The organism is Lysobacter sp. Soil_C_15, from assembly GCF_057657315.1.
Window position 1 is genome coordinate 1 of sequence record NZ_JBDGIR010000007.1, and the last position, 21,655, is coordinate 21,655.

The following is a 21,655-nucleotide window of genomic DNA, read 5'->3' on the forward strand; positions in this document are numbered from 1 at the left end:
GGGACTCGGGACTCGGGACTCGGGACTCGGGACTCGGGACTCGGGACTCGGGACTCGGGACTCGGGACTCGGGACTCTAAGAGCCTTGCGCAGAATTGGTTTCGCGTATAGTCGCGGGGCAAATAAAAAACGCCCGGCTCGTTCGAGCCGGGCGTTTTCGCTTCAAGCTTTTGTCCGAGTCCCGAGTCCCGAGTCCCGAGTCCCGGCCTCAGGCTTCAAGCCACCGGCTCGAGCCAGCCGTACTTGTCCGCCGTCTTGCCGTTGAACAGGCCGAAGAACAGCTCCTGGATGCGTTCGGTGACCGGGCCGCGGCGGCCGCTGCCGACCTGGCGGCCGTCGACCGAGCGGATCGGGGTGATCTCGGCGGCGGTGCCGCACATGAACAGCTCGTCGCACAAGTACAGGTACTCGCGCGGCAGGTCGCGTTCGATCACTTCGATGCCGGCGTCGCGGGCCAGGGTGATGATGGTGTTGCGGGTGATGCCGTTGAGCAGGGCGGCGCTGACCGGAGTGGTGTGCAGGGCGCCGTCGAAGACCAGGAACAGGTTTTCGCCCGCGCCTTCCGAGAGCAGGCCGGTCGAGGCCAGGGCGATGCCTTCGCCGAAGCCCAGGCGGCGCGCTTCGCGCGCGACCAACTGGCCGGACAAGTAGTTGCCGCCGGCCTTGGCGCCGGCCGGGATGGTGTTGGGCGCGAAGCGCTGCCAGCTCGACACGCAGGCGTCGATGCCTTCCTCGAGCACGCTCGGGCCGAGGTACTGGCCCATCTTCCAGGTCGCCACGGCGACGTCGGTCGGGGTGTCGGCGGACAGGCCGAAACCGCCGAGGCCGCGGTAGGCGACCGGGCGCAGGTAGTCGGTGCTGTGGCCGTTGGCCTTGATCACTTCATGGCAGGCCTGGTTGATCTGTTCCAGCGAGTAGGGCACGGCCATGTCGTAGATCTTGGCCGAGGCGTACAGGCGCCGGTTGTGGTCGGTGAGGCGGAAGATGATCGGCCCCTGCGGCGTGTCGTAGGTGCGGATGCCCTCGAATACGGACGAGCCGTAATGCAGCGCGTGCGACATGACGTGGGTGGTCGCTTCGGCCCAGCGCTTGATCGCGCCGTTGTGCCAGATCCATTCGGGGTATTGCATCGTCGGCTTCCGTCGTGGGGTGGAGAACCTCCTATTGTGCCCTGCGCGCGTGCGCAGGCCCAATGTACGGGCCGGTCTGTGTGCGCTGCCGGCGCGTGCCGAGTCGGTCGCAGGACGGGTTCAGCCCTTGATCCACCAGCAGCCGAAGTGCCGGGTCAGGCCGAACACGGTGCGCGACGGGGTGATGCCGTTGCCCAGGGTCTGCTCCAGGCGCAGGCCGACCGGCGCGCGCCGGCGCGGCGTCGCGGCGACCGCGGCCGCGGCGCTGGCCGTGCCGGCGCCCGCGACGGCGGGCTCGGCCTGCGCGGCCTCGCCTTCGGCCTGGGCCGCAGCGGCGCCGCTGGGGCGGCCCAGCGGGCTGGCCAGGGCAGGCGCGGGCGGCTCCACCGGCGGCAGCGGCGCGGTGGCGGCGTTCGGCGCCGGCGGCGGCAGGGTGGTCCAGGCGCCCGGTTCCGGCGACGGCGGCGCCGGCGCGGCCGGCAGCACCGGGGCGATGTCGAGCAGCGGCCGGTGCGCGATCGCGTCCAGCCGCTGCATCACCGCATAGGCCTGGTCGTCGGACATGCCGGTCCAGTGGTAGACCGCGGCCAGTCGATTGCCGTCCTGGGCGTCGATGGCTTGGGTGATCTGGCCGACCAGATCGCGCAGGTTGCGCGCGCAGCCGCCGCCGCTCTGGGCCGGACTCTGCGCCTGGGCGGCGCCGCGCGGCAGCCGGTCGACGCCGCCGACCGCGCTGCATTCGCGGTCGGTATAGACCGAATTGCCGTGCGCATCGGTGCAACGGCGGATCTGCGCCGCGGCCGGGGCGCAGTGGAGCGCAGCGGCGGCGGATGCGACGGCGGCAAGCGCGGACAGCGGCAGCGACAGGCGGAGATCGGATCGGGAGCGGGCGTACCAAGGCATCCGCCCAGCCTAGCGCCGCGCGCGTCCGGGGGACAGTGCGCCCATGCAGGAATGGTGCGGTAGCCGCCGCAGGCGACGGGCTGCGTCGCCTGCGCGGCACCGGTTCCGGTCTGCGGGCACCGGTTGCGCAGGCGGCGCGCGCTGGCGCCGCCTGCGCCGGGGCTCAGCGGAACGCCGCCACCGTCGCGGCGCGTTCGTTGAGCACGCGGGCGTTGTTGCTCTTCGCCGCGGTGCCCATCGGCACGCCGTTGTAGGTGATGTTGGGGTTCGACCAGTACTTCAGGCGCGGGCAGTTCGAGCCGCAGTTGTAGGCCATGATGGTGCGCCAGGTCTTGTTCGGCGCCCAGTACCCGTGGCCGTAGGGGTAGACGGTGTTGGTGCCGCTGTTGGGATCGTGGTGGGCGCCGAAGTTGTGGCCGATCTCGTGGGCGAAGCTGTAGTAGCCGGTCATGCAGCTGTGGCTGACCACGCTGAAGGCGCTGGCCGCGTTCGAGTTCAGATAGCCCAGGCCGCAGTACGCGTTGTCGGTGATGATCAACACGTTGACGTCGGCGGTGATGGTGTTGCGGGTGGCGTGGTAGCTGTCGAGGTAGCCGTCGCTGGTGCCGCGGAAGCGGCTCAGGTCGCTGTCGAAGCCGGCGCTGACGTAGCTGCTGGTGTACTGGCCGGCGAGCTGGAAGCGCACGTTGACCGCGCTGTTGGCGAAGCTCTGGTTGCTCTCGGTGATCGCCAGGTTGGCCTTGGCCAGAGTGTCGCCGACCGCGTTGGCCGCGGCCTGGGTGTAGACCACCATCACCCGCACCGTGTACGGCGCCTTCTGGTTGAACGCGGCCTCGTCGAAGTTGGGATCGTTGAGGAACGGCACGACGGGCTTGGCGCGGTAGCCGGAGGCCGGGTGATCCGGCGGCATCCGCGATTCGTCGATCAGGCTGACGGTGTGGCCGCCGTGCTTGAGCGGATCGATCCGGTACAGCTTGCCGCCGCTGCGCACGGTGCCGGCGATCTTGTCGCCGTTGCGGACGATGATCGCCGACTCTTCCGGGTCGTCGATCAGCTCGGCGCCGGTGAAGGTGTTGATGCGCTTGAGCTGCTTGTTCGGGTCGCCGACCAAGCCCTGCCAGATCACCACGCCGTCGGCCTTGCGCTCGGCCTGCAGCTTGTGCGCCTTCAGCACGACGCCGGGGGCGAGGTTGAGCAGCAGTTGGTCCTGGGTCTCGGTGATCTGCGCGGTGTCGGCGCGGACCAGGTCGACCCGAACCGCGGCGCGTTCGGCCTGGACCGCGCGGTAGGCGGAGTCGCTGCCGACGCTGCGGGCCAGGCTGGCGGCGGGGGTGCCGAACAGCGGGGCGGGCTCGGCCGCGGCGGCGGCGCCGGCCAGGCCCAGCGACAGTACGACGGCGAGGCTGAGGGACAACGACGTGTGGCGTGCGGACATGGTGCGTTCTCTCCTTTGAGGGACCGCGGCTCACCGCAGCCGGAGCCGCGGCGGCGGTCGCGAGGGCATCGCTCGTCGCGGCGATGCATCCTGCGCCCAGTGAGCCGCCGCGGCGTCGCAGGGCTCAAGAACGAACTTGTCCGACCGCAAATGCGGGTTGAGAACTGCGCTGGCAGTTCGAACGAACGGCCGTACCGGGTCAGGCGAAACTGCGACGGCTGCGCTTGTCTTTCGCCTTGGCTGAACGATTAAGCCGGCGCGCTCAGGCCAGGCGCGCCAATACGGTCTGGGTCGGCTTGGCCAGGTTCAAGGTGTAGAAGTGCAGGCCCGGCGCGCCGCCTTCGACCAGCCGGCGGCACAGTTGCGCGACCACGTCGGCGCCGAATTCGCGGATGCTCTCGGCGTCGTCGCCATAGGCCTGCATGCGCTGGCCGATCCAGCGCGGGATCTCGGCGCCGCACAGGTCGGAGAAGCGGCGCAGCTGGCTGAAATTGGAGATCGGCATGATCCCCGGCACGATCGGGATGTCGATTCCGGCCGCGCGCACGTCGTCGACGAAGCGGAAGTAGGCGTCGGGGTTGTAGAAGTACTGGGTGATCGCGCCGTTCGCGCCGGCGCGGACCTTGCGCTTGAAGTTCTCCAGGTCCGACAGCGCGTCGCGCGCCTGCGGATGGGTTTCCGGATAGGCCGCGACTTCGATATGGAAGTGGTCGCCGGTTTCGGCGCGGATGAATTCGACCAGTTCGTTGGCGTAGCGCAGGTCGCCGGCGCTGGCCATGCCCGAGGGCAGGTCGCCGCGCAGGGTGACCAGGCGCTTGCAGCCCAATTCGCGGTACAGGCCGAGCAACTCGCGGATCTCGCCGCGAGTGCCGCCGACGCAGGACAGGTGCGGCGCGGCGTCGAGCCGGTGCTCCTGGCGCAGGCGGCGGATGGTCTCGGGGGTGTAGCTCAGGGTCGAGCCGCCGGCGCCGAACGTGCAGGACACGTAGTGCGGCGCGTGGGGCTTGAGCTTGGCGGCGGTCTTGTCCAGTTGCGCGCGCTGTTCGTCGGTCTTGGGCGGGTAGAACTCGAAACTGATCGGCAGCATGGGCGAGGGCCGCGGCGAAGGGTGGGGCCGATAATATCTCTTTATCGCGATGAAATAAAACTGTACGTCCGGCCGGCGAAGATCTCCGGCCCGCGGGGCCTGGCGCCACGGCGCGCCGTCCGTGCGCCTGTCCCGGCCGCGGGTCCGGTACCGGCGGCGGCCGCGGCGCGGCTGCGCTATAGATGATCCACCCCTTGCAACCTCGGCCCGGCATGAGCGCGCACGTCCTGGACAACCCGATCTGGCAGTCGCTGCTGAGCCGGCATCTGCGACTGGCGCAGCGCCACGAGCCGGCGGCGCGCTACCCGGCCCAGGTCGCGCCGTTCCTGGGCGTGGCGGCGGAAGGCGCCGACTCCGAAGCGCTCGGCGCCGCGTTCGCCGCCCTGATTCCGGCCGACGACACCGCGCTGTTGCTCGGCGTGCCGCCGCCGGCCGCGCCGGGTTGGGAACTGCGCCACCTGGCCAATCTGGCGCAGATGCTCTGCGCCGCGCCGGTCGCCGGCGAGGCCGACCCGGACGGCATCGTCGAACTCGGCCCCGAACACCACGGCGACATCCTGGCGTTGACCGCTCTGGTCTATCCGCACTATTTCCGTCCGCGCACGCCCGAGCTGGGGCGTTACTTCGGCCTCTACTGCGACGGCCGCCTGGCGGCGATGGCCGGCGAGCGCATGGGCACCCACGACTACACCGAACTCAGCGCGATCTGCACCCATCCGGACTTCGTCGGCCGCGGTTATGCGCGCCGCCTGCTGGTGTTCCTGGCCAACGACAACCACGCCCGCGACCGCGTGCCGTTCCTGCACGTCAGTCGCGACAACCCGCGCGCGATCGATTTGTACCAACGCAATGGGTTCGAACTGCGGCGGGATATTCCGTTCTGGGCGTTGCGGCGCAGCGCATAGGCAAGCTGAGCGCATCGCGAACACGGCGGATCGGAAAACGGAAGCGAGCGAAACGGACGACGATGTCGACGCGTCGACAAGTGTGCTTCGTAGACGAACGTCCACTGCAAAATCAGAATTTTCCTACGGACAGGCGCCAGCGGGTTGGCGAGACTGGTCCTGTCGCCGTCGCGACAGGAGAACAAAGTGTCGATCACCCGAATGCCGTTCCATCTGATGCTGGCCGCCGTCGTGGCGTTCGCGGTTTCGCCCTCCGCACTGGCCGAGTCGCGCAAGCCACAGCGCGAAGCCGCTCAGGCGCCGGCGCCATCGAGCCTCGCCTTCAATGGCGCTCGCTACGCCCATCGCTGGTCCAAGGGCAACCAGCACGAGTTCACTCCCGCCGGCCAGGAAGATCTGTCCGCCTGGCGGGACATGGTCACCCTGGTGCCGCGGCAAGAGGTCCGCGACGGCGAAACGCTGGCCGCGCTGGCCGAATCCCTGCTGGCCCAATACAAGGGCGCCGGCAAGATCATCAAGACCGGGTCGACGCCGCGCACCGGCAGCCGGCCCGCCGAACACTTCCTGATCGCGCTGCTGCCGGGCCAGGGATTCCTCGAGACGGTGTTCGTGCGCTTCAAGCTGATCGACGGCACCGGGATGATGGCGATCTATGCTCACCGCAACTACGGCGAAACGGCCGCGCAGGACTTCGGCGCCTGGCTGCAGGCCAATGGGCCGACGGTGGAGCGGGCGCTGATGGCCTGGGACGATATCCCCACGCCGGCCAGCCTGGAAACGCTGCCGCAGAGCCGATGAACGCCGCATCGGGGCAGGGCCCGGAGTTGCGAGACGGCATCGGGGCGGACCAACATGATTCGGGCGGTCGCCGGGCTTCAGCGGCACTGAATCGCATGAACGGACGGATTCCATGAGCCATCGCATCAACCACTGCGTTCTCGCCGTATCGCTTTTGCTCGCTCCGTCGTTGGCGGGCTGCAAGTCGCCCGAGGGCGTGGCGCCGCCCGCGCAAGGCAAACAAGCGCCGAGCGAAGCCAAGGACATGACCCGGGTACTCAACAAGAACCCCAAGCACATCGTCCGCATCGAAGGGCGGGTGCCGGATTCGTTGGAGATCGTCTTGGGGGCTGCCTACCTGACCGACAGCAAGGACACGGCCTGCTTCACCCAGCCTGGCGCGCTATCGGGGTTGGGGCCGAACTACCAGATCGACGTGCTCGATATTACGAGGTCCAAGGAGCGGTATACCGCTGAGCTCGTCGTCGACAAGTATCTGCCGGGGCCTTGCAATTGGATTTTGTGGCGGGTGAATGCAGGAGTGAGGCAAGCCGACAAGCCCGACGAGGAAATGGACGTCGTCGAGCAAGTGATCCAGGCGCGCAGCTTCTACCACGATGAGTACGACGTCTCCGGTTGCAGCTTGAACCCGCGATCCGGCGACCATAGACGTTGTCCGACCAAAGCGAACTCCTTGAGCACGCCCGTAATCATCCCTTGCAAGGTCGTGGCTTACGGAAGCAAACCGCCGAATTTTTTCTGTCCGGCTTTGACGAAAGGAGATTCCAAGGCGGATTACAAGGTGAGTCATCGAATCACACCCGACCAGAAGCTGGTCCGCATCGATTTCTACGATTTGGATCAAGAGCCGGATCCCACTGAGTAGGCCGATAGGTCAGCACAAGGAGTAGTGTCATGAGCAGGAACCAACCCCCGGTTTTCCCGGGGGCTATGCTCGATCTCAAGGAAGACGCCGCTTATGCGATGCTCTCCGATGCGGCTTATGGCGATCATGCCGATCTGGTGGCCGCGCGCGATGGGAAAAGCGCTGAGTTCCGACTCCCCGAAAGATGGTCCTTGTTGGGAACGGTTGAGTCCATACAGCGCGACAACTTCATGGACGATCGCGATAACGGTTTGACGGTTGCGGCGTTCGAGAAGCAGGGGGATCCCGAGCGGCGCATCGTCCTCGCTTTTCGCGGCAGCGACGAAGGGCAGGATTGGTCTGGCCCGAATATCAAACTGGCAGCCGATGGAGATCTGCTGGGCGCAGTTGGCCTGCCTGGACCCAAAACCAAGCACACCGAGCAGCAGATGGGCGACGTACAGCGATCTCTAGCAGGTCAGTCGCCGCGTGGCGGCAAGGACTGGGATACGCAGATCGAGGCGGCGTTGGACTATGCCCTGGCCATGCACAGGAAGTACGGCGCCGATCATAAGATCGAGGTGACCGGTCATTCGCTGGGGGGCGCACATGCCCAGATCGTCGCGCATACCTTCGGCTGGGGCGGGCGTACGTTCGACGCACCCGGTGCCAAGAACATCATTGAATCCGACGAGTATAAGGCTTGGTGCAGAAGGAACGGCGTTACTCCTCCCGGCGCCCCCGCCTACGAACACGGCACCGTCCAGCAAGCCAGCTTGCTCAACTACACGGTCAACAACAGCGCCGTCTCCGCCCGCACCGGCGACCATATCGGCCCCAAGCTGTCCATCTCCAGCCTGGCCGGCCGCCAGGGCGTGCTCGAACACGGGCAATGGGCGGTGGGCCTGGTCGGCGGCGCGATCGCCGAAACGCCCCTGCTCGATCAGACCCTGGGGCGGGTGATGGGCACGGGCGCGAAATGGGTGGAGTATCTGTCCAAGGGCGCGGCGATCGGCGCCGACGCCAACGAGCGCCATGACATGAGCCGAATTTCGCGTGCGTTCCAGGAGGACGCCGCCAACGGCCGCACGCTGCCTCGCCAGTACGGCGACACCGAACCGACGCGTGGCGAGGACCGCCGGCTGGCGCGGGACCCGAGCCAGCCGGCGCACCCGGACCACGAGATGCTGGAGCAGATCCGCCGCGGCATGCGGACTATCGACGCCGGCCTCGGCAAGCCCTACGACGAGGCCAGCGAACGGATCAGCCGCTGCCTGCTGGCGGCATGCAAGGACAACCGCGAGATGTATCCGGGCCGCGAGGTGTCGTTGTCGGCCAATGCCCTGACCCGGGTGGACCATGTGGCGATGGGTAACAACGGCCATATTTTCGCCGTCGAGGGCCGGCTGGACGATCCGGCCAGCAAGCGCGTCTGCGTGTCCGCCGAGCAAGCGCTGAACACCCCGGTCGAGCAATCCGACCAGAAGCTCGCCGCCGCCAACCTGGCCATCGCGCAGGAACAGGAGCGCGAACGCGCGCTCGCGCAGAGCCAGCAGCGTAGCGGGCCGAGCCTGGGTTGAGCGGGCGGACCGACGAGCGTCGCCGCGTCAGCCGCCGCCCGAAAGCGCAGTCGGGTCGCCGACGCTGCGATTGAGTTCGATCGCCGCCTTGACCAACTTCTTGACCTGCGCCGGTGCGACCTTGTCGCCTTCCCGCAGCACCATCGTCGCCAGTTCGTACTTGCCGCCGGGCTTGAGCCGCGGTTCCAGTCCGACCAGGCGCTTGCCGCGCCAGAAACCGAACAGCACGCGTTGTTCCTCGGCGCGGATCAGCAGCACCGGGCCGTTGCTGAAATAGACCAGATGGCCCCATTTGATCCGTTCGTCGAGCGTTCCGGCGCCCAACGCGGCGCGGCGCAGGCTTTCGACCAGGGGCCGGTGCCAACCGTCGAGCGCGGCGACGTAGGCGTCGGGGGAGGCGGCAGGAACGGACTTCTTCATCGGCAGTCCCGTCGGCGCGCCCGAAGCGGGGCAAGGCGATTCTGGGCGCTAAGACTGGGTCGATCAAGATAGGACGAGCGCCTCTACCTTTCCGCGGCCTGCGCACGTCCGCGGGTGCGCGGCTTGCGGTATGCCTGCGGGTCCGCGGCCGCGGCTTGCGCCGCTCCTGCCCGGGTCTCCACGCGCGCCGTGCTCTCGCCGCTCCCGCTTTGAAAAAGGGGGGCGGGGGATTTGCCGTTGCTGTCTTGAAACGCCAAGGCCGGCGCAAGCCCGAACCCAGCCGCCGCAGGCGGGACACCGCCTCGCGCCCCGGGGGAGGGCGCGCCGCCTACAGGCTCTCGAAGAAGTAAGCCAGCACCGTGTCGTCGATGAACCCGTGGGCCAGCATGCGCCGCGACAGGGTGGTGCAGGCGTCGGCGAAGGCGAGCCGTTCGAAACCGTGGCGGCGCAATTCGTCCAACAGCGGCGCGCAGCGCAGTTCCAGCTCCTCGTCGCCGATCGCCAGGCGGCGCAGCGCGCCTTCGGCACGGTAGGCGAGCACTACGAACACGCGCAGATCGAAGCGCAACAGAATGTCGGCGTGGGCTTCGGGGCCGAAGCGGATATCGAGCCGATGGCTGTAGGCGTCGTTGCCCGGCCGATGCGCGCGCAGTTGCGGGTAGTGGCGCTCGAAGCCGTCGAGCATGCGCTCGGAGTCGGCATCGGCCGGGTCGGCGTGCGGCAGGTAGTCGCGGTCGCGGGCGCAGGTCTGCAAACGAACGAGCAAGGGCGTCATGGGCGCATTCGGCGTCGGCGACGGCCCCGGAGCGAACGCGTCGCCCCGGAAAGCCGCGGTTCGACTACGATATCCGATTCCGGTGCTGCGCAGGCGCAAACAGAAACGGGCGCCTGGGCGCCCGTTTCTTCATCGCATCGTTTCGCCTCGCGGCGAAGCCGATCAGTAGCGGTAGTGATCCGGCTTGTACGGGCCGTCCACCGATACGCCGAGATAGGCGGCCTGCTCGTCGGTCAGCTTGGTCAGCTTGACGCCGATCTTCTCCAGGTGCAGGCGCGCGACTTCCTCGTCGAGCTTCTTCGGCAGGATGTAGACCTTGGCCTCGTAGTTGTCCTTGTTCGCCCACAGGTCGATCTGGGCCAGGGTCTGGTTCGAGAACGAGTTCGACATCACGAAGCTCGGGTGGCCGGTGGCGCAGCCGAGGTTGACCAGGCGGCCTTCGGCCAGCAGGAAGATGCTGTTGCCGTTGGCGAAGGTGTACTTGTCGACCTGCGGCTTGATGTTCAGGCGCTTGGCGCCGGAAGCGTTGAGCGCGTCGACCTGGATCTCGTTGTCGAAGTGGCCGATGTTGCAGACGATGGCCTGGTCCTTCATGCCCTGCATGTGGGCCAGGGTCAGCACGTCCTTGTTGCCGGTGGTGGTGACGTAGATGTCGCCGCGGCCGAGGGTGCTCTCGACGGTGTTGACCTCGAAGCCTTCCATCGCCGCCTGCAGGGCGTTGATCGGGTCGATCTCGGTGACCACCACGCGGGCGCCGTAGGCGCGCAGCGAGTGGGCCGAGCCCTTGCCGACGTCGCCGTAGCCGCACACCACCGCGACCTTGCCGGCCAGCATCACGTCCATCGCGCGCTTGAGGCCGTCGGCCAGCGATTCGCGGCAGCCGTACAGGTTGTCGAACTTGGACTTGGTGACCGAGTCGTTGACGTTGATCGCCGGGACCAGCAGCTTGCCGGCTTCGGCCAGCTGGTACAGGCGGTGCACGCCGGTGGTGGTCTCTTCCGAGACGCCCTTCCAGTCGCGCACGACGGTGTGCCAGAAGCCCGGACGCTCGGCGTGGACGCGCTTGAGCAGGTTCTTGATCACCTGTTCTTCGTGGTTGCCCGACGGCGTGTCGACCCAGGTGTCGCCCTTCTCGAGTTCATAACCCTTGTGGATCAGCAGGGTCACGTCGCCGCCGTCGTCGACCACCAGCTCCGGGCCGAGGTACTTGTCGGTGCCGTTGCCCGGGAAGGTCAGCGCGGCGAGGGTGCAGTCCCAGTACTCTTCCAGGGTCTCGCCCTTCCAGGCGAACACCGGGGTGCCGCTGGCGGCGATCGCCGCGGCGGCGTGGTCCTGGGTCGAGAAGATGTTGCACGAGGCCCAGCGCACGTCGGCGCCGAGGTCGCGCAGGGTCTCGATCAGCACCGCGGTCTGGATGGTCATGTGCAGCGAGCCGGTCACGCGCACGCCCTTGAGCGACTGCGCGGCGGCGTACTTCTTGCGGATCGACATCAGGCCCGGCATTTCGTGCTCGGCGATGTCCAGCTCCTTGCGGCCCCAGTCGGCCAGGGAGATGTCGGCGACCTTGTAGTCGCCTTCGGTCGAGAAGGTCTTGGGTACTGCGTTCATCGAGGGTGCTCCAGTTCTTTGGGGAGCCGGCGGATGCCGGGTCCGGCGAGCCACCGCGGTTTGCGGTGGAGCTCAAACCGGGCGCCGTTGGGACTAGGCCTCGCCGAGCCTGGCCGTGGATCCCACGGTCGCAGCGCCCCTCGGCGGGCTGAGCGTCCAGTATATCGCGGCCTCCCCGAGTGCCGCACGGCGGCCAGGCCGAGCCTGAACGCAGGCGGCCGCAGCGGTCGTCGCGCCGCCGCCTGCGAACCAGCCCGAATGGCATAGGCCGGCGGCCGTCGGCGCCGGCTAAGCTCGGGCCGGGGAGCGCGCCCGCGCCATGCGGCGGCGTCCGCGTCGGCGGCCGCGGCTCCCATGCTCATTCACTCAGGGAACCCATCGCCGATGAGACCTCTTGCGCGACGCCGCGGCAGCGACCGCCGGCCTGCTTCGATCCGCCTGCCGCAGGCCTTGCTGCTGTCGGCCCTGCTGTTGGCGCTGCCGCTGGCCGCCACCGCGCAGACCGCCGCCGCCGCGGGCTACCAATTGCCGCCCAAGCCCCTGCAGGCGATCGTCGATGCGCCGCGTCCGCCGCAGCTGGCGCTGAGCCCGCGCCGCGACTGGATGGCGCTGGTGCAGACGCCGTCTTTGCCCGGCATCGACGTGGTCGCCCAGCCGGAACTCAAGCTCGCCGGCATGCGCCTGCACCCGCGCATGCGGGCGCAGAGCCGCTTCAGCTTCGGCAGCGATCTGACCCTGCTGCAGATCGACGGCGCCAAGACCCACAAGATCGAAGGCCTGCCGTCGCCGCTGTCGCTGGCGACGCTGGAATGGTCGCCGGACCAGCGCTGGCTGGCGTTCAACCGCGTCGACGCCGGCAGTGGCGCCAACGAGTTGTGGCTGGTCGAGCTGGCCTCGCGCCGCGCGCACCGGGTGGCGTCCGGGCTCAACACCGTCGCCGGCCGCGGCTATGCCTGGATGCCCGACAGCCGCCGCCTGCTGGTGCAGCTGCGGCCGGAAGGCGAGGGCGAGGCGCCGGCCAGCGCTACCGTGCCGACCGGCCCGGCGGTGCAGGAGACCGAAGCCAGCGACACCGTGCGCCAGATCCGCACCTTCCAGGACCTGCTGCGCAACGAAAGCGACGCGCGCCAGTTCGAGTACTACCTGCGTTCGCAGCTGGCCGTGGTCGACCTGACCGGCGCGGTCGCCCGGCTCGGCGCGCCGGCGCTGTACACCGGCGCCAAGCCCTCGCCGGACGGCCGCCATCTGCTGACCACCCGGATCGAGCGGCCGTTCTCCTATCAGGTGCCGGCGAGCATGTTCCCGCAGCGCATCGAGGTGCTGGACGCCGACGGCAAGTTCGAGCACGAAGTCGCGCGCCTGCCGCTGATCGACGGCCTGCCGAGCGGCAACGACGCCGTGCCCACCGGGGTGCGCAACATCGACTGGCGCAGCGACGCGCCGGCGAGCCTGGTCTGGGCCGAAGCGCAGGACGGCGGCGACCCGGGCCGCGCGGCCGAGATCCGCGATGCGGTGATGATCCAGGCCGCGCCGTTCGACCAGCCGCCGCAGACCCTGATGCGGCTGCAATCGCGCTTCGCCCGCGCGCGCTGGGGCCGCGGCGACCTGGCGCTGATCGACGAATTCTGGTGGAAGACCCGCCAGACCAAGCGCTGGCGCGTGGCTCCCGACGAGGGCGGGCGCGAGCCGGAACTGCTGCACAGCGGCCTCAGCGAAGACCGCTACAACGACCCGGGCGACCCGCTGCTGCAGCGCGACGCGGCCGGCCGCGAGCGGCTGCAGCTGTCGGCCGACGGCGCCAGCCTGTTCCTGGCCGGCGAGGGCGCTTCGCCGGAGGGCGACCGTCCCTTCCTCGACCGCTACGATCTGGCCAGCAAGGCCAAGACCCGGCTGTTCCATTCGCAGGCGCCGCACTACGAAGCGCCGTACGCGCTGCTCGACGATGCCGGCCAGCGCCTGCTGACCCTGCGCGAATCGCCGACCGAGCCGGCCAATCTGTTCCTGCGCGAGCTGACGCGCGCCGAGGCCGCGCCCGCGCCGCTGACCCGCTTCGCCCATCCGACCCCGCAGTTGAAGGAGATCAAGAAGGAGCAGATCCGCTACAAGCGCAAGGACGGGGTCGAGCTGACCGCCAACCTGTACCTGCCGCCGGGCTACGACCCCAAGCGCGACGGCCCGCTGCCGATGCTGATGTATGCCTACCCGGGCGAGTTCAAGTCGGCCGCCGCGGCCAGCCAGGTCACCGGTTCGCCGTATCGCTTCAATCTGGTCAGCTTCTGGGGGCCGCTGCCGTACCTGGCGATGGGCTATGCGGTGCTCGACGACCCCTCGATGCCGATCGTCGGCGAAGGCGAGCGCGAACCCAACGACAGCTACATCGAGCAGCTCACCGCCAGCGCCGAGGCGGCGGTCGAGGAAGTGGTGCGGCGCGGCGTCGCCGACCGCGAGCGGATCGCGGTCAGCGGCCACTCCTACGGCGCGTTCATGACCGCCAATCTGCTCGCCCACACCCGCCTGTTCAAGGCCGGCATCGCCCGCAGCGGCGCCTACAACCGCACCCTGACCCCGTTCGGCTTCCAGGCCGAAGAGCGCAACTACTGGCAGGCGCAGTCGACCTACCAGGCGATGTCGCCGTTCAACTTCGCCGACAAGATCAAGGACCCGTTGCTGCTGATCCACGGCGAACAGGACAACAACTCCGGCACCTTCCCGGTCCAGAGCGAACGCCTGTTCGCGGCGATGAAGGGCCTGGGCGGCAAGGCGCGGCTGGTGATGCTGCCCAACGAAAGCCACGGCTACCGCGCCCGCGAGTCGATCCTGCACATGCTGGCCGAGACCAACCGCTGGCTCGAGCTGTACGTCAAGAACGCCAAGCCGCAAGCGGGCAAGCCCGCTGCGGCCGGCAAGGCCGCGACGGGCAAGGCGGCGGCGTCGAAATAAGCGCGCCGTAGGCATCGCGACGGCGATCGCGCAGCGGCACCGCACGATCGCCGCGGCGCCGACGGCGCAGTGGAAACGGAGCGCCTGGCGCTCCGTTTCTTTTTTTGCCGCCGGATCGGCCGCGATGCGGCGAAGGGCGGCCGATCCGCCCACGACAGCGTCGTGCGAGCCGAGGGGCAAGCGCCAATCCGCGGGACCCCGCGCGGGCCAATCGCGTCGTTCGGCCCGGCGGCATCCGCGTTTGCCGCGGATGCGCGCGATTTTGTCCTCATCGCGAGATCGGCGCCGAAGCGCGATCCGCGCACAGCGCGCGGCGGAGGCAGGAGCGCAGGCTGATCGCGTACCGCACCCCGCATGCCTGGCATGCGCTGCGGCGCGATTCCCCGCTCGCACCGGAGGTCCTCCATGTACCTTGCTCCAGACGGCATCGGCGGCGCGCCGGTGTTCACGCCGCAATCGACCCCGACCACGCACACGGTCGCTCCCGGCGAAACCCTGCTGCAGATCGCCGACACCTATGGCGTCACCCCGCAGGCCCTGCGCGAAGCCAATCCGGAACTGTTCCAGGACAAATGGCGTCAGGACGAGGCTCAGCAGGCCGGCCGCGCCGACCCGATCTTCTACGGGGACACGCTGAAGATCCCGGCGGCGGCGATGAGCGTGACCGAGGGGCCGATCGACAGCCCTTACGACGCCGGCCACGGCACCAGCAAGAGCGAGTACGCCGGCGCCGTCGGTTCGGTGAAGGTCATGCACAACCCGGGCGACAACGTCACCCGGACGACCCAGACCAACGAGACCGGCAACTACTCCATCTTCAAGATCAGCAACGAAGTATCGGTAGAAGTGGGTTGGACCAAGAAGGACGGGAACACCGAGTTCAGCGTGGTCGGCGCCAACGTCACCTTGGTACGCGCAGAGGGGCGGGCGGGACAGTTCGAGGCGGAGGGCGCCACCGGCATCGGCTTCCGCGCCCGCTACAAGGTGATCCTGCCCGGAGAGAACCACGATCCGGCCAAGGTCGCGCAGATCAATCCCTTCGACCCCAGCACGATTCCGCCCGGCGCATCGGTGATCATGGACGGACAGCAGTACGAGCAGACCGATCTGGCCGGCTCGTTCAAGCACATCGGCGGCGAGAGCCAGGTCAAGGATGCGCGCGGGTCGGCCTATGTGATCACCCGCGACCCGCACAGCAACCAAGTCACGGTGATGAAGGGGCCGTGCTCGGCGCTGGAGTCGTTCAGCGGCGGCGGCCTGCGCTTCAATCAGCATGGCGTGGAGGCGTCGATCAGCGTCGGCGGGCAGACCAACGTCAGCGATTCGACCCTGCGTACGGCGCGTTTCGACCTCGACAGCTCCGAAGGCCGCGCCGCCTACGAGCGCTTCGTCGTCACCGGCCGCGCCGAGCAGGCAGACCCGGGCGTGGAGGGCGTGGCGACGGTGCAGCGCCTGGACGTGTCTTCGCAGGGCCGGATCAAGCTCCACCTGGCCACCGGCGCGGCCGAACTCGAAGGCGATATCGCCATGGGCGGCGCTAACGCCGGCAGCGTCGTCCAGACCACTTATCCCGACGGTTCGATCGCTTTGACCCGCGAATTCAGCTACGGCGACAACGTGCCCTTGACTATCACCCAGCGTTTCGACGCCCAGGGCAACGAGGTGCGGTCGGAGCGGACCTACGAATACATCGTCGACACCGGCGGGCAGGGCAATCACTCGGCGCAGCAGATCAACTGGGTGCTCAGCGGCGGGGTCACCGAAAGCGGGCCGGCGCAGCCGGGACAGAAACTCAAGCTGACCTTCACCGAGGCGGAAATGGGCGCCCTGAACGCCAAGGCCGAGAAGGCCGGCGACACCATGCCGCAGATCGCCCACTTCACCGACGACGGCGACGGCCGCTCGGCGAGCACCATGCAGTTCGCGATCGGCATGGCGCGCAACATGAACCAGAACAAGTACGGCTTCGCCGGGACCCTGCTGGACATTTCCGATGCGGCCGACGGCCATGCGGGGCGCGGCTTCGTCCGCCTCGACATGGACGTTAGGTCGCAGGTTCCCGGCTGAAGCTGGCGCGCGGCGTCGCCGGCCCGACCGCCGGCCGCCGAATCGGCGGCTGCTCAAGCCTGCGGCAGGGTGCGGATCGGAATCCGCCGCCGCTGCGGCTTGGCCAACGCGTTCTCGTGCTCGGCCAACGACGAGCCCCAGAACTCCTCGACGCTGGGGCCGCGGCGGGTGCGGCCGCCAGCGAAGAAGAACTCGAACAACTCGCGCAACCAGACCCGCCGGCCCATGCGCACATACCAGCGCATGCCGCGCAGGACTTCGCGGTCGGGGTGCAACAGGCTGCGGTACAAGGCGCGCGGACGCAGCTGCATGATCGCCTCGATCGCCTTGACCCACAGCAGCACCCGCCACGGCGGCACGCCGCGGGTCGCCAGTACCTGGTGTTTGTAGTCCCACTTGCGCGGATCGGTCTGGATCACCTGGCGCGCCGCGACGCTGTCGTAGTACGGCGTCCAGCGGTGCGGGGTGGCGTAGAGCAATTGGATCTGGTCCGGGTCGTAGCGCAGCAGATGGCGCAGCGAGTTCCAGTAGTCGCGATCGCGGTCCTCGTCGAAGCCGACCACATAGGTGGCCATCGAGATGATGCCGTGCTCGCGCAGCAGCCGGATCGCTTCCTGGTCCTCGCGCACGCTGGCGCCTTTGCGGATCGTTTGCAGGGTCGCTTCGGAGTAGCTTTCGATGCCGAGCAGGAAACGGATCACCCCGGCGCGCTTGTACAGGTGCAGGATGTCGGCATCGCGCACGATATCGCCGGCGCGGGTCGAGCCGACCAGGGTCAAATCGACGTTCTCGGCGATCAGCGCCTCCAGGAAGGACTTCCAGGCCTTGCGCGAGCCGGTCGGCAGCTCGTCGGCGAAATTGATCAGGCGCACGCCGTGTTCGCGGTGCAGGCGCGCGAGTTCCCGGGCGAACCGGACCGGGTCGCGATGGCGCCAGCGGGTCCAGAAGCCGCGCTGGCCGCAGTAGCTGCACAGGTACGGGCAGCCGCGCGAGAACTGCACCACCACCGCCTTCATTCCGCCCCAATAGGAATAGCGGTCGTGATCGATCAGCTCCCAGCCGACCCGGGCCTGGTCCAGGTCGGTCAGCATTTCGGCCTGGCCGGTATCGGCGATGCGGCCGTCGCGGCGGTAAGCCAGGCCCGGCACGCCGGCCAGGTCGTCGCCGCGCGCCAGGGCGGTGGCGAGCAGCACCGCGGTGCGCTCGCCTTCGCCGCGGACGATGCAGTCCACCGCCGGCTCGCGGCTGAGGATGTCGTGCCAGTGATAGGTCGGGAACACGCCGCCGTAGACGATCCGCAGTTGCGGCCGCGCCTGCTTCAGCTGCGCGGCGATGCGGGCGATGGTCGGGTGCGCCGAGGTCGAACCGGAGTGGCCGACCATCAGCAGGTCGGGCGCGCGTTCGAGCACCCGGCGGACGATCTCTTCGATCGGCATCGGCCCGAACTCGGCATCGAGCAGTTCGACCGCGAAGCCGGCGTCGAGCAGCGGGCCGCCGATGCTGAGCAGGCCCAGCGGCGGCAGTTGTTCTCGCGGTATGCGGCTGCCGATCGCGGTATGCGGCGGATTGAGCAGGAGGATGCGAAGCGGGGACATGGCGGGTCGCGGGCTGGCCGGCGGCGCGCCGGCGCGAGCACTGTCGGCGGCGGCGATGGGCCCAGGATGAGGCCGGGGTGAGGCCGATGCGGGGGTTCTGTGACGGCGGTCGGCGCGTCAGGCCGGCCGCGCGGGTGTTTTGCGTAGACACCGATGCCGCGCGCGAACGGCGTGCGCCCACCACACGGAGAGAACGATGAACGCACGCGTCAAGGTCGGCCTGGACGAATGGATGGCGGCCGATGCCGGCAAGACCGACCTCATCACCGACGGTCTGTCCGGCTGTGTCGCGGTCGGCCTGGCCGGCAACGGCAGGATCGCGTTGTCGCACGTGTTCTCCGGCTGCGATGCCGGCCACTGGGAGGGCTACCGGGCCAGGCTCGATGAGGCCTTGGCGGCGTCCGATCTCGGCGACCGGCCGCAGGCGGTGCTGGTCTGCGCGCAGGGCGACAGCCAGCTCGGCAGCAACGCCTGGCTGCCGTGGAAACTCAAGGACTGGCTGCACGGCCACGGCATCGAGGCGCAGATCCGCCAGGACAACGGCTGCCGCATCGCCGGCGGCGACGCCGGCCTGCGCTGCACGCTCAAGCAGGCCGATCGCGAGGACGATTACCGCTACGGCTATCAGGTGTCCAGCGACGCCGGCGAGGCGGCGAGCCGGGTCGGCGCGCTGTCGGACCAGGCCAAGCCGGCCGGCGCCGCGCATCCGCCGCGCGCCGACCTCGCCGCGGGCGGCGCGGCGCTGACCGAGGAAGGGCATCCGGCGTACGGCTTGTACCGGCAGATCCTCGCCAAGATTCCGCCCGAGGCGGTCGGCGCCGACAATGCCGGCGAACTGCCCGGTTCCTACGCCGCGCGCCAGGCTGCGGCGGCGCTGACCGTGGAATGCCTGAAGCAGCAGATCGGCCAGATCGATACCGTGATCACCGGCGGCGAGGACCACGCCTCGCTGTTCGCGATCAAGGGCAGCCGGCGCGAGTCCATGCAGCACGCTTCGGTGGTCACCGACGACGCGCTCGACCTGTCGATGCCGGCGTTGAGCGCGCAGGCGCGGCGTTTGCACGCGGCCTTGCCGGCGCCAGGGGCATCGGCCCCGGCTCAGCCGTCGCAGGCGCAGAGCAGCGGCGGTGCGCTGGCGGTCTGATCCGCGGGCGGCGCGTAGCAGGACGCAGGACAGCGATGCGGGTAGCGGAGAGCGAGCGATGAACGACCGGGTGAAGGTGGGCGTGGACGAATGGTTGAGCCTGCAGGCAGGCGGCCCCGATCTGATCACCGACGGCTTGCTCGGCTGTGTGGCGGTCGGCCTGGCCGGCAACGGCCGGCTCGCCTTGAGCCACGTGTATTCGGGGTGCAACGACGAGGCCGGTTGGCGGGACTACGAGGAACGGTTGAACGCGGCCTTCGAGGCCTCGGCGCTGGGTCCTCCCGGGCAGATCAAGGCGGTGATCGTCGACGTCGACGACACCGGCAAGTTCTTGCCGCAGCGGCTGGCCCAATGGCTGCAGGACAAGGGCGTGCAGCAGATCGACTTGCGCAGGGACGAAGGCTGTCGGGTGTTGGCCTCGCCCGATGGTTCCGGGACGCATTACCTGCTCAAGGGCGGCGACAAGGCGTCGGATTACGACCGCGGCTATCAAACCAGCGAGGACGGCCGCGACGGCATCGATCGAGCGCTGCTGTCGGAACATGGCGGAGCGGCGACCAAGATCTTCGCCGACATCGCGTCGCCGCCGTCCGCGAGCGGCGGGACGCTGCTGACCCACACCGAGCACCCTCACGGCGATCTGTATCGTTCGATCCTGCGATGCATCGGCGAAATGGAGGCGCCGGGGATGCTGAAAGACAGGCTGTCCTGGCAGGAACAGGTCGCCGCAGAGCTGACCCGCGGTTGCGTCGCCGCCAAGATCTACCATTCCATCGATGCCGTCCGCTACGGCGAGGGCAGTCGCAGCGACGAACTGTTCGTGTTCAAGGGGCCGCAAGAATCGTCCTACACCGGTGTGGGCGTGAACATCTTCGATACCGATATGCAGAGCCTGGCCAAAGCCAGCCAGGAAACTCTGGATGCGCCGCCGCCGGGCTTGGGCTCGCCGATGCAGCAGCAGAAGGCCCAGACGCACTAGGCCGCCGCCGTCGGGGCAAAAGAAAAGGGCCGCGTTCGCGGCCCTTTTCTGGTTGGCGCGATATCGCGCCGGCGCGGGCTTACTTCTTCAGCCCGGCGTCCTTGCGCAGATCCTCGGCCTTGTCGGTCTTTTCCCACGAGAACGCGGTGGCGGTGTGCTTCTTGCCGGCGGCATCGACGTAGCCGACTTCCTTCGGCTTGCGGCCGAAGTGGCCGTAAGCGGCGGTCAGCTGGTAGACCGGGTGGATCAGGTCGAGCATCTTGACGATGCCGTACGGGCGCAGGTCGAAGTGCTTGCGGATCAGCTTCTCGATCTTGTCGTCGCTGATCTTGCCGGTGCCGAAGGTGGTGACCGAGATCGAGGTCGGCTCGGCCACGCCGATGGCGTAGGAGACCTGCACTTCGCACTTGTCGGCCAGGCCGGCGGCGACGATGTTCTTGGCCACGTAGCGGGCGGCGTAGGCGGCCGAACGGTCGACCTTGGACGGATCCTTGCCCGAGAACGCGCCGCCGCCGTGGCGGGCCATGCCGCCGTAGCTGTCGACGATGATCTTGCGGCCGGTCAGGCCGCAGTCGCCGACCGGGCCGCCGATCACGAAGATGCCGGTCGGGTTGATGTGGACCTTGTTCTTCGGCAGCTTTTCCAGCCACGCCTTCGGCAGCACCGGCTTGAGGATGTGCTCGTACACGCCCTCGACCAGGTCCTTCTGCTTGATGCCCGGGTCGTGCTGGGTCGACAGCACCACCGCGTCGAGGCCGACGACCTTGTGGTCGGCGTCGTAGCGCAGGGTGACCTGCGACTTGGCGTCCGGGCGCAGCCACGGCAGCTTGGAGTTCTTCTGCTTGCGGACCTTGGCCTGCTGCTCGACCAGGCGGTGCGAGTAGTAGATCGGCGCCGGCATGAACTCCGGGGCTTCGTTGCAGGCGTAGCCGAACATCAGGCCCTGGTCGCCCGCGCCCTGTTCTTCCGGCTTCTTGCGGTCGACGCCGGCGGCGATGTCGGGCGACTGCTTGCCGAGCATGTTGATGATCGCGCAGGTGTGGCCGTCGAAGCCGACATTGGAATTGTTGTAGCCGATGTCGTTGATGACCTTGCGCGCCAGCGCCTCGATGTCGACCCACGCGGTGGTGGTGACTTCGCCGGCGACGATCGCCGCACCGGTCTTCACCAGCGTCTCGCAGGCCACGCGCGCGCGCTTGTCCTGGGCCAGGATGGCGTCGAGGACGGCATCGGAGATCTGGTCGGCGATCTTGTCCGGATGGCCTTCGGAGACGGATTCGGAGGTGAACAGGTAGCTGCTGGACATCGAGGCTTTATCCTCGTATTCGGATAGAAAGATGGCCGGACATGATACAGGCTCGGCCGCGAACGCGCATTGTGCCGCTTTCGGGGGTTGCCGGGGGTTAATTCGGCGGCCGATCGCGGGCAACGCCGGCCTACGCCGG

Annotated in this window: 17 protein-coding genes and 1 riboswitch; of the genes, 8 read left to right on the top strand and 9 right to left on the bottom strand. The window is 68.6% G+C overall.

Going from position 1 to position 21,655, the window contains the following annotated elements:
- Positions 1–215: 215 nt before the first annotated feature.
- From AC3A57_RS16340 to metF, 4 genes are all read right to left on the bottom strand, one after another.
- Complete coding sequence (locus AC3A57_RS16340; protein WP_221669667.1) at positions 216–1,130, bottom strand: branched-chain amino acid transaminase; 915 nt, start codon at positions 1,128–1,130, stop codon at positions 216–218.
- 120 nt (positions 1,131–1,250) lie between these two features.
- A complete protein-coding gene (locus AC3A57_RS16345) occupies positions 1,251–2,033 on the bottom strand; it encodes a DUF4124 domain-containing protein (protein ID WP_487579888.1) in 783 nt (260 codons plus the stop codon).
- Positions 2,034–2,196: 163 nt separating this feature from the next.
- The gene (locus AC3A57_RS16350; RefSeq protein WP_487579889.1) at positions 2,197–3,468 is read right to left on the bottom strand and encodes a M12 family metallo-peptidase; all 1,272 of its coding nucleotides are present in this window, start codon (positions 3,466–3,468) and stop codon (positions 2,197–2,199) included.
- Positions 3,469–3,730: 262 nt separating this feature from the next.
- Positions 3,731–4,555, bottom strand: a complete 825-nt coding sequence (gene metF / locus AC3A57_RS16355) for a methylenetetrahydrofolate reductase [NAD(P)H] (protein ID WP_487579890.1) — start codon at positions 4,553–4,555, stop codon at positions 3,731–3,733.
- Positions 4,556–4,767: 212 nt separating this feature from the next.
- Here metF and AC3A57_RS16360 point away from each other — a divergent pair, with 212 nt between their 5' ends.
- From AC3A57_RS16360 to AC3A57_RS16375, 4 genes are all read left to right on the top strand, one after another.
- Positions 4,768–5,460 (top strand): GNAT family N-acetyltransferase, encoded by a 693-nt coding sequence (locus tag AC3A57_RS16360; protein ID WP_487579891.1) that lies wholly within the window; start codon positions 4,768–4,770, stop codon positions 5,458–5,460.
- Between the two features lie 216 nt (positions 5,461–5,676).
- A complete protein-coding gene (locus AC3A57_RS16365) occupies positions 5,677–6,258 on the top strand; it encodes a hypothetical protein (RefSeq protein ID WP_487579892.1) in 582 nt (193 codons plus the stop codon).
- Between the two features lie 112 nt (positions 6,259–6,370).
- Complete coding sequence (locus AC3A57_RS16370) at positions 6,371–7,123, top strand: hypothetical protein (RefSeq protein ID WP_487579893.1); 753 nt, start codon at positions 6,371–6,373, stop codon at positions 7,121–7,123.
- 29 nt (positions 7,124–7,152) lie between these two features.
- Positions 7,153–8,682 carry an XVIPCD domain-containing protein gene (locus AC3A57_RS16375; protein ID WP_487579894.1) on the top strand — a complete coding sequence of 510 codons (1,530 nt, stop codon included), beginning with the start codon at positions 7,153–7,155 and terminating at the stop codon, positions 8,680–8,682.
- A gap of 27 nt (positions 8,683–8,709) precedes the next feature.
- Here the strand turns inward: AC3A57_RS16375 and AC3A57_RS16380 are convergent, their stop codons facing one another.
- From AC3A57_RS16380 to ahcY, 3 genes are all read right to left on the bottom strand, one after another.
- Positions 8,710–9,102 carry a DUF1801 domain-containing protein gene (locus tag AC3A57_RS16380; protein WP_487579895.1) on the bottom strand — a complete coding sequence of 131 codons (393 nt, stop codon included), beginning with the start codon at positions 9,100–9,102 and terminating at the stop codon, positions 8,710–8,712.
- 328 nt (positions 9,103–9,430) lie between these two features.
- Positions 9,431–9,877 (bottom strand): hypothetical protein, encoded by a 447-nt coding sequence (locus AC3A57_RS16385; protein WP_487579896.1) that lies wholly within the window; start codon positions 9,875–9,877, stop codon positions 9,431–9,433.
- Positions 9,878–10,039: 162 nt separating this feature from the next.
- A complete protein-coding gene (gene ahcY, locus AC3A57_RS16390; protein ID WP_487579897.1) occupies positions 10,040–11,485 on the bottom strand; it encodes an adenosylhomocysteinase in 1,446 nt (481 codons plus the stop codon).
- Positions 11,486–11,557: 72 nt separating this feature from the next.
- A riboswitch (S-adenosyl-L-homocysteine riboswitch) is annotated at positions 11,558–11,633 on the bottom strand.
- 236 nt (positions 11,634–11,869) lie between these two features.
- On the opposite strand from ahcY, the gene AC3A57_RS16395 reads away from it, so the two are divergent.
- Both AC3A57_RS16395 and AC3A57_RS16400 read left to right on the top strand, forming a co-directional pair.
- Positions 11,870–14,425 (top strand): S9 family peptidase, encoded by a 2,556-nt coding sequence (locus AC3A57_RS16395; RefSeq protein WP_487579898.1) that lies wholly within the window; start codon positions 11,870–11,872, stop codon positions 14,423–14,425.
- A gap of 405 nt (positions 14,426–14,830) precedes the next feature.
- Entirely contained in the window at positions 14,831–16,492 is a 1,662-nt protein-coding gene (locus AC3A57_RS16400; protein WP_487579899.1) for a LysM peptidoglycan-binding domain-containing protein, read from the top strand.
- A gap of 53 nt (positions 16,493–16,545) precedes the next feature.
- Here the strand turns inward: AC3A57_RS16400 and bchE are convergent, their stop codons facing one another.
- A complete protein-coding gene (bchE, locus tag AC3A57_RS16405; RefSeq protein WP_487579900.1) occupies positions 16,546–18,087 on the bottom strand; it encodes a magnesium-protoporphyrin IX monomethyl ester anaerobic oxidative cyclase in 1,542 nt (513 codons plus the stop codon).
- 196 nt (positions 18,088–18,283) lie between these two features.
- On the opposite strand from bchE, the gene AC3A57_RS16410 reads away from it, so the two are divergent.
- Complete coding sequence (locus tag AC3A57_RS16410; RefSeq protein ID WP_487579901.1) at positions 18,284–19,231, top strand: XVIPCD domain-containing protein; 948 nt, start codon at positions 18,284–18,286, stop codon at positions 19,229–19,231.
- 58 nt (positions 19,232–19,289) lie between these two features.
- Entirely contained in the window at positions 19,290–20,210 is a 921-nt protein-coding gene (locus AC3A57_RS16415; RefSeq protein ID WP_487579902.1) for a hypothetical protein, read from the top strand.
- Between the two features lie 79 nt (positions 20,211–20,289).
- On the opposite strand, the gene metK is transcribed toward AC3A57_RS16415, so the two are convergent.
- Complete coding sequence (gene metK / locus AC3A57_RS16420) at positions 20,290–21,516, bottom strand: methionine adenosyltransferase (protein ID WP_487579903.1); 1,227 nt, start codon at positions 21,514–21,516, stop codon at positions 20,290–20,292.
- Between the last annotated feature and the right edge of the window lie 139 nt (positions 21,517–21,655).

Bases quoted from the DNA above. Each gene is read 5' to 3' on its own strand.
- AC3A57_RS16410 (WP_487579901.1), top strand. From the start codon at position 18,284: ATGAACGCACGCGTCAAGGTCGGCCTGGACGAATGGATGGCGGCCGAT.
- AC3A57_RS16395 (WP_487579898.1), top strand. From the start codon at position 11,870: ATGAGACCTCTTGCGCGACGCCGCGGCAGCGACCGCCGGCCTGCTTCG.
- AC3A57_RS16360 (WP_487579891.1), top strand. From the start codon at position 4,768: ATGAGCGCGCACGTCCTGGACAACCCGATCTGGCAGTCGCTGCTGAGC.
- ahcY (WP_487579897.1), bottom strand. From the start codon at position 11,485: ATGAACGCAGTACCCAAGACCTTCTCGACCGAAGGCGACTACAAGGTC.
- AC3A57_RS16365 (WP_487579892.1), top strand. From the start codon at position 5,677: ATGCTGGCCGCCGTCGTGGCGTTCGCGGTTTCGCCCTCCGCACTGGCC.
- AC3A57_RS16380 (WP_487579895.1), bottom strand. From the start codon at position 9,102: ATGAAGAAGTCCGTTCCTGCCGCCTCCCCCGACGCCTACGTCGCCGCG.
- AC3A57_RS16345 (WP_487579888.1), bottom strand. From the start codon at position 2,033: ATGCCTTGGTACGCCCGCTCCCGATCCGATCTCCGCCTGTCGCTGCCG.
- AC3A57_RS16370 (WP_487579893.1), top strand. From the start codon at position 6,371: ATGAGCCATCGCATCAACCACTGCGTTCTCGCCGTATCGCTTTTGCTC.
- AC3A57_RS16415 (WP_487579902.1), top strand. From the start codon at position 19,290: ATGAACGACCGGGTGAAGGTGGGCGTGGACGAATGGTTGAGCCTGCAG.
- bchE (WP_487579900.1), bottom strand. From the start codon at position 18,087: ATGTCCCCGCTTCGCATCCTCCTGCTCAATCCGCCGCATACCGCGATC.
- AC3A57_RS16350 (WP_487579889.1), bottom strand. From the start codon at position 3,468: ATGTCCGCACGCCACACGTCGTTGTCCCTCAGCCTCGCCGTCGTACTG.
- metK (WP_487579903.1), bottom strand. From the start codon at position 21,516: ATGTCCAGCAGCTACCTGTTCACCTCCGAATCCGTCTCCGAAGGCCAT.
- AC3A57_RS16385 (WP_487579896.1), bottom strand. From the start codon at position 9,877: ATGACGCCCTTGCTCGTTCGTTTGCAGACCTGCGCCCGCGACCGCGAC.
- AC3A57_RS16375 (WP_487579894.1), top strand. From the start codon at position 7,153: ATGAGCAGGAACCAACCCCCGGTTTTCCCGGGGGCTATGCTCGATCTC.
- metF (WP_487579890.1), bottom strand. From the start codon at position 4,555: ATGCTGCCGATCAGTTTCGAGTTCTACCCGCCCAAGACCGACGAACAG.
- AC3A57_RS16340 (WP_221669667.1), bottom strand. From the start codon at position 1,130: ATGCAATACCCCGAATGGATCTGGCACAACGGCGCGATCAAGCGCTGG.
- AC3A57_RS16400 (WP_487579899.1), top strand. From the start codon at position 14,831: ATGTACCTTGCTCCAGACGGCATCGGCGGCGCGCCGGTGTTCACGCCG.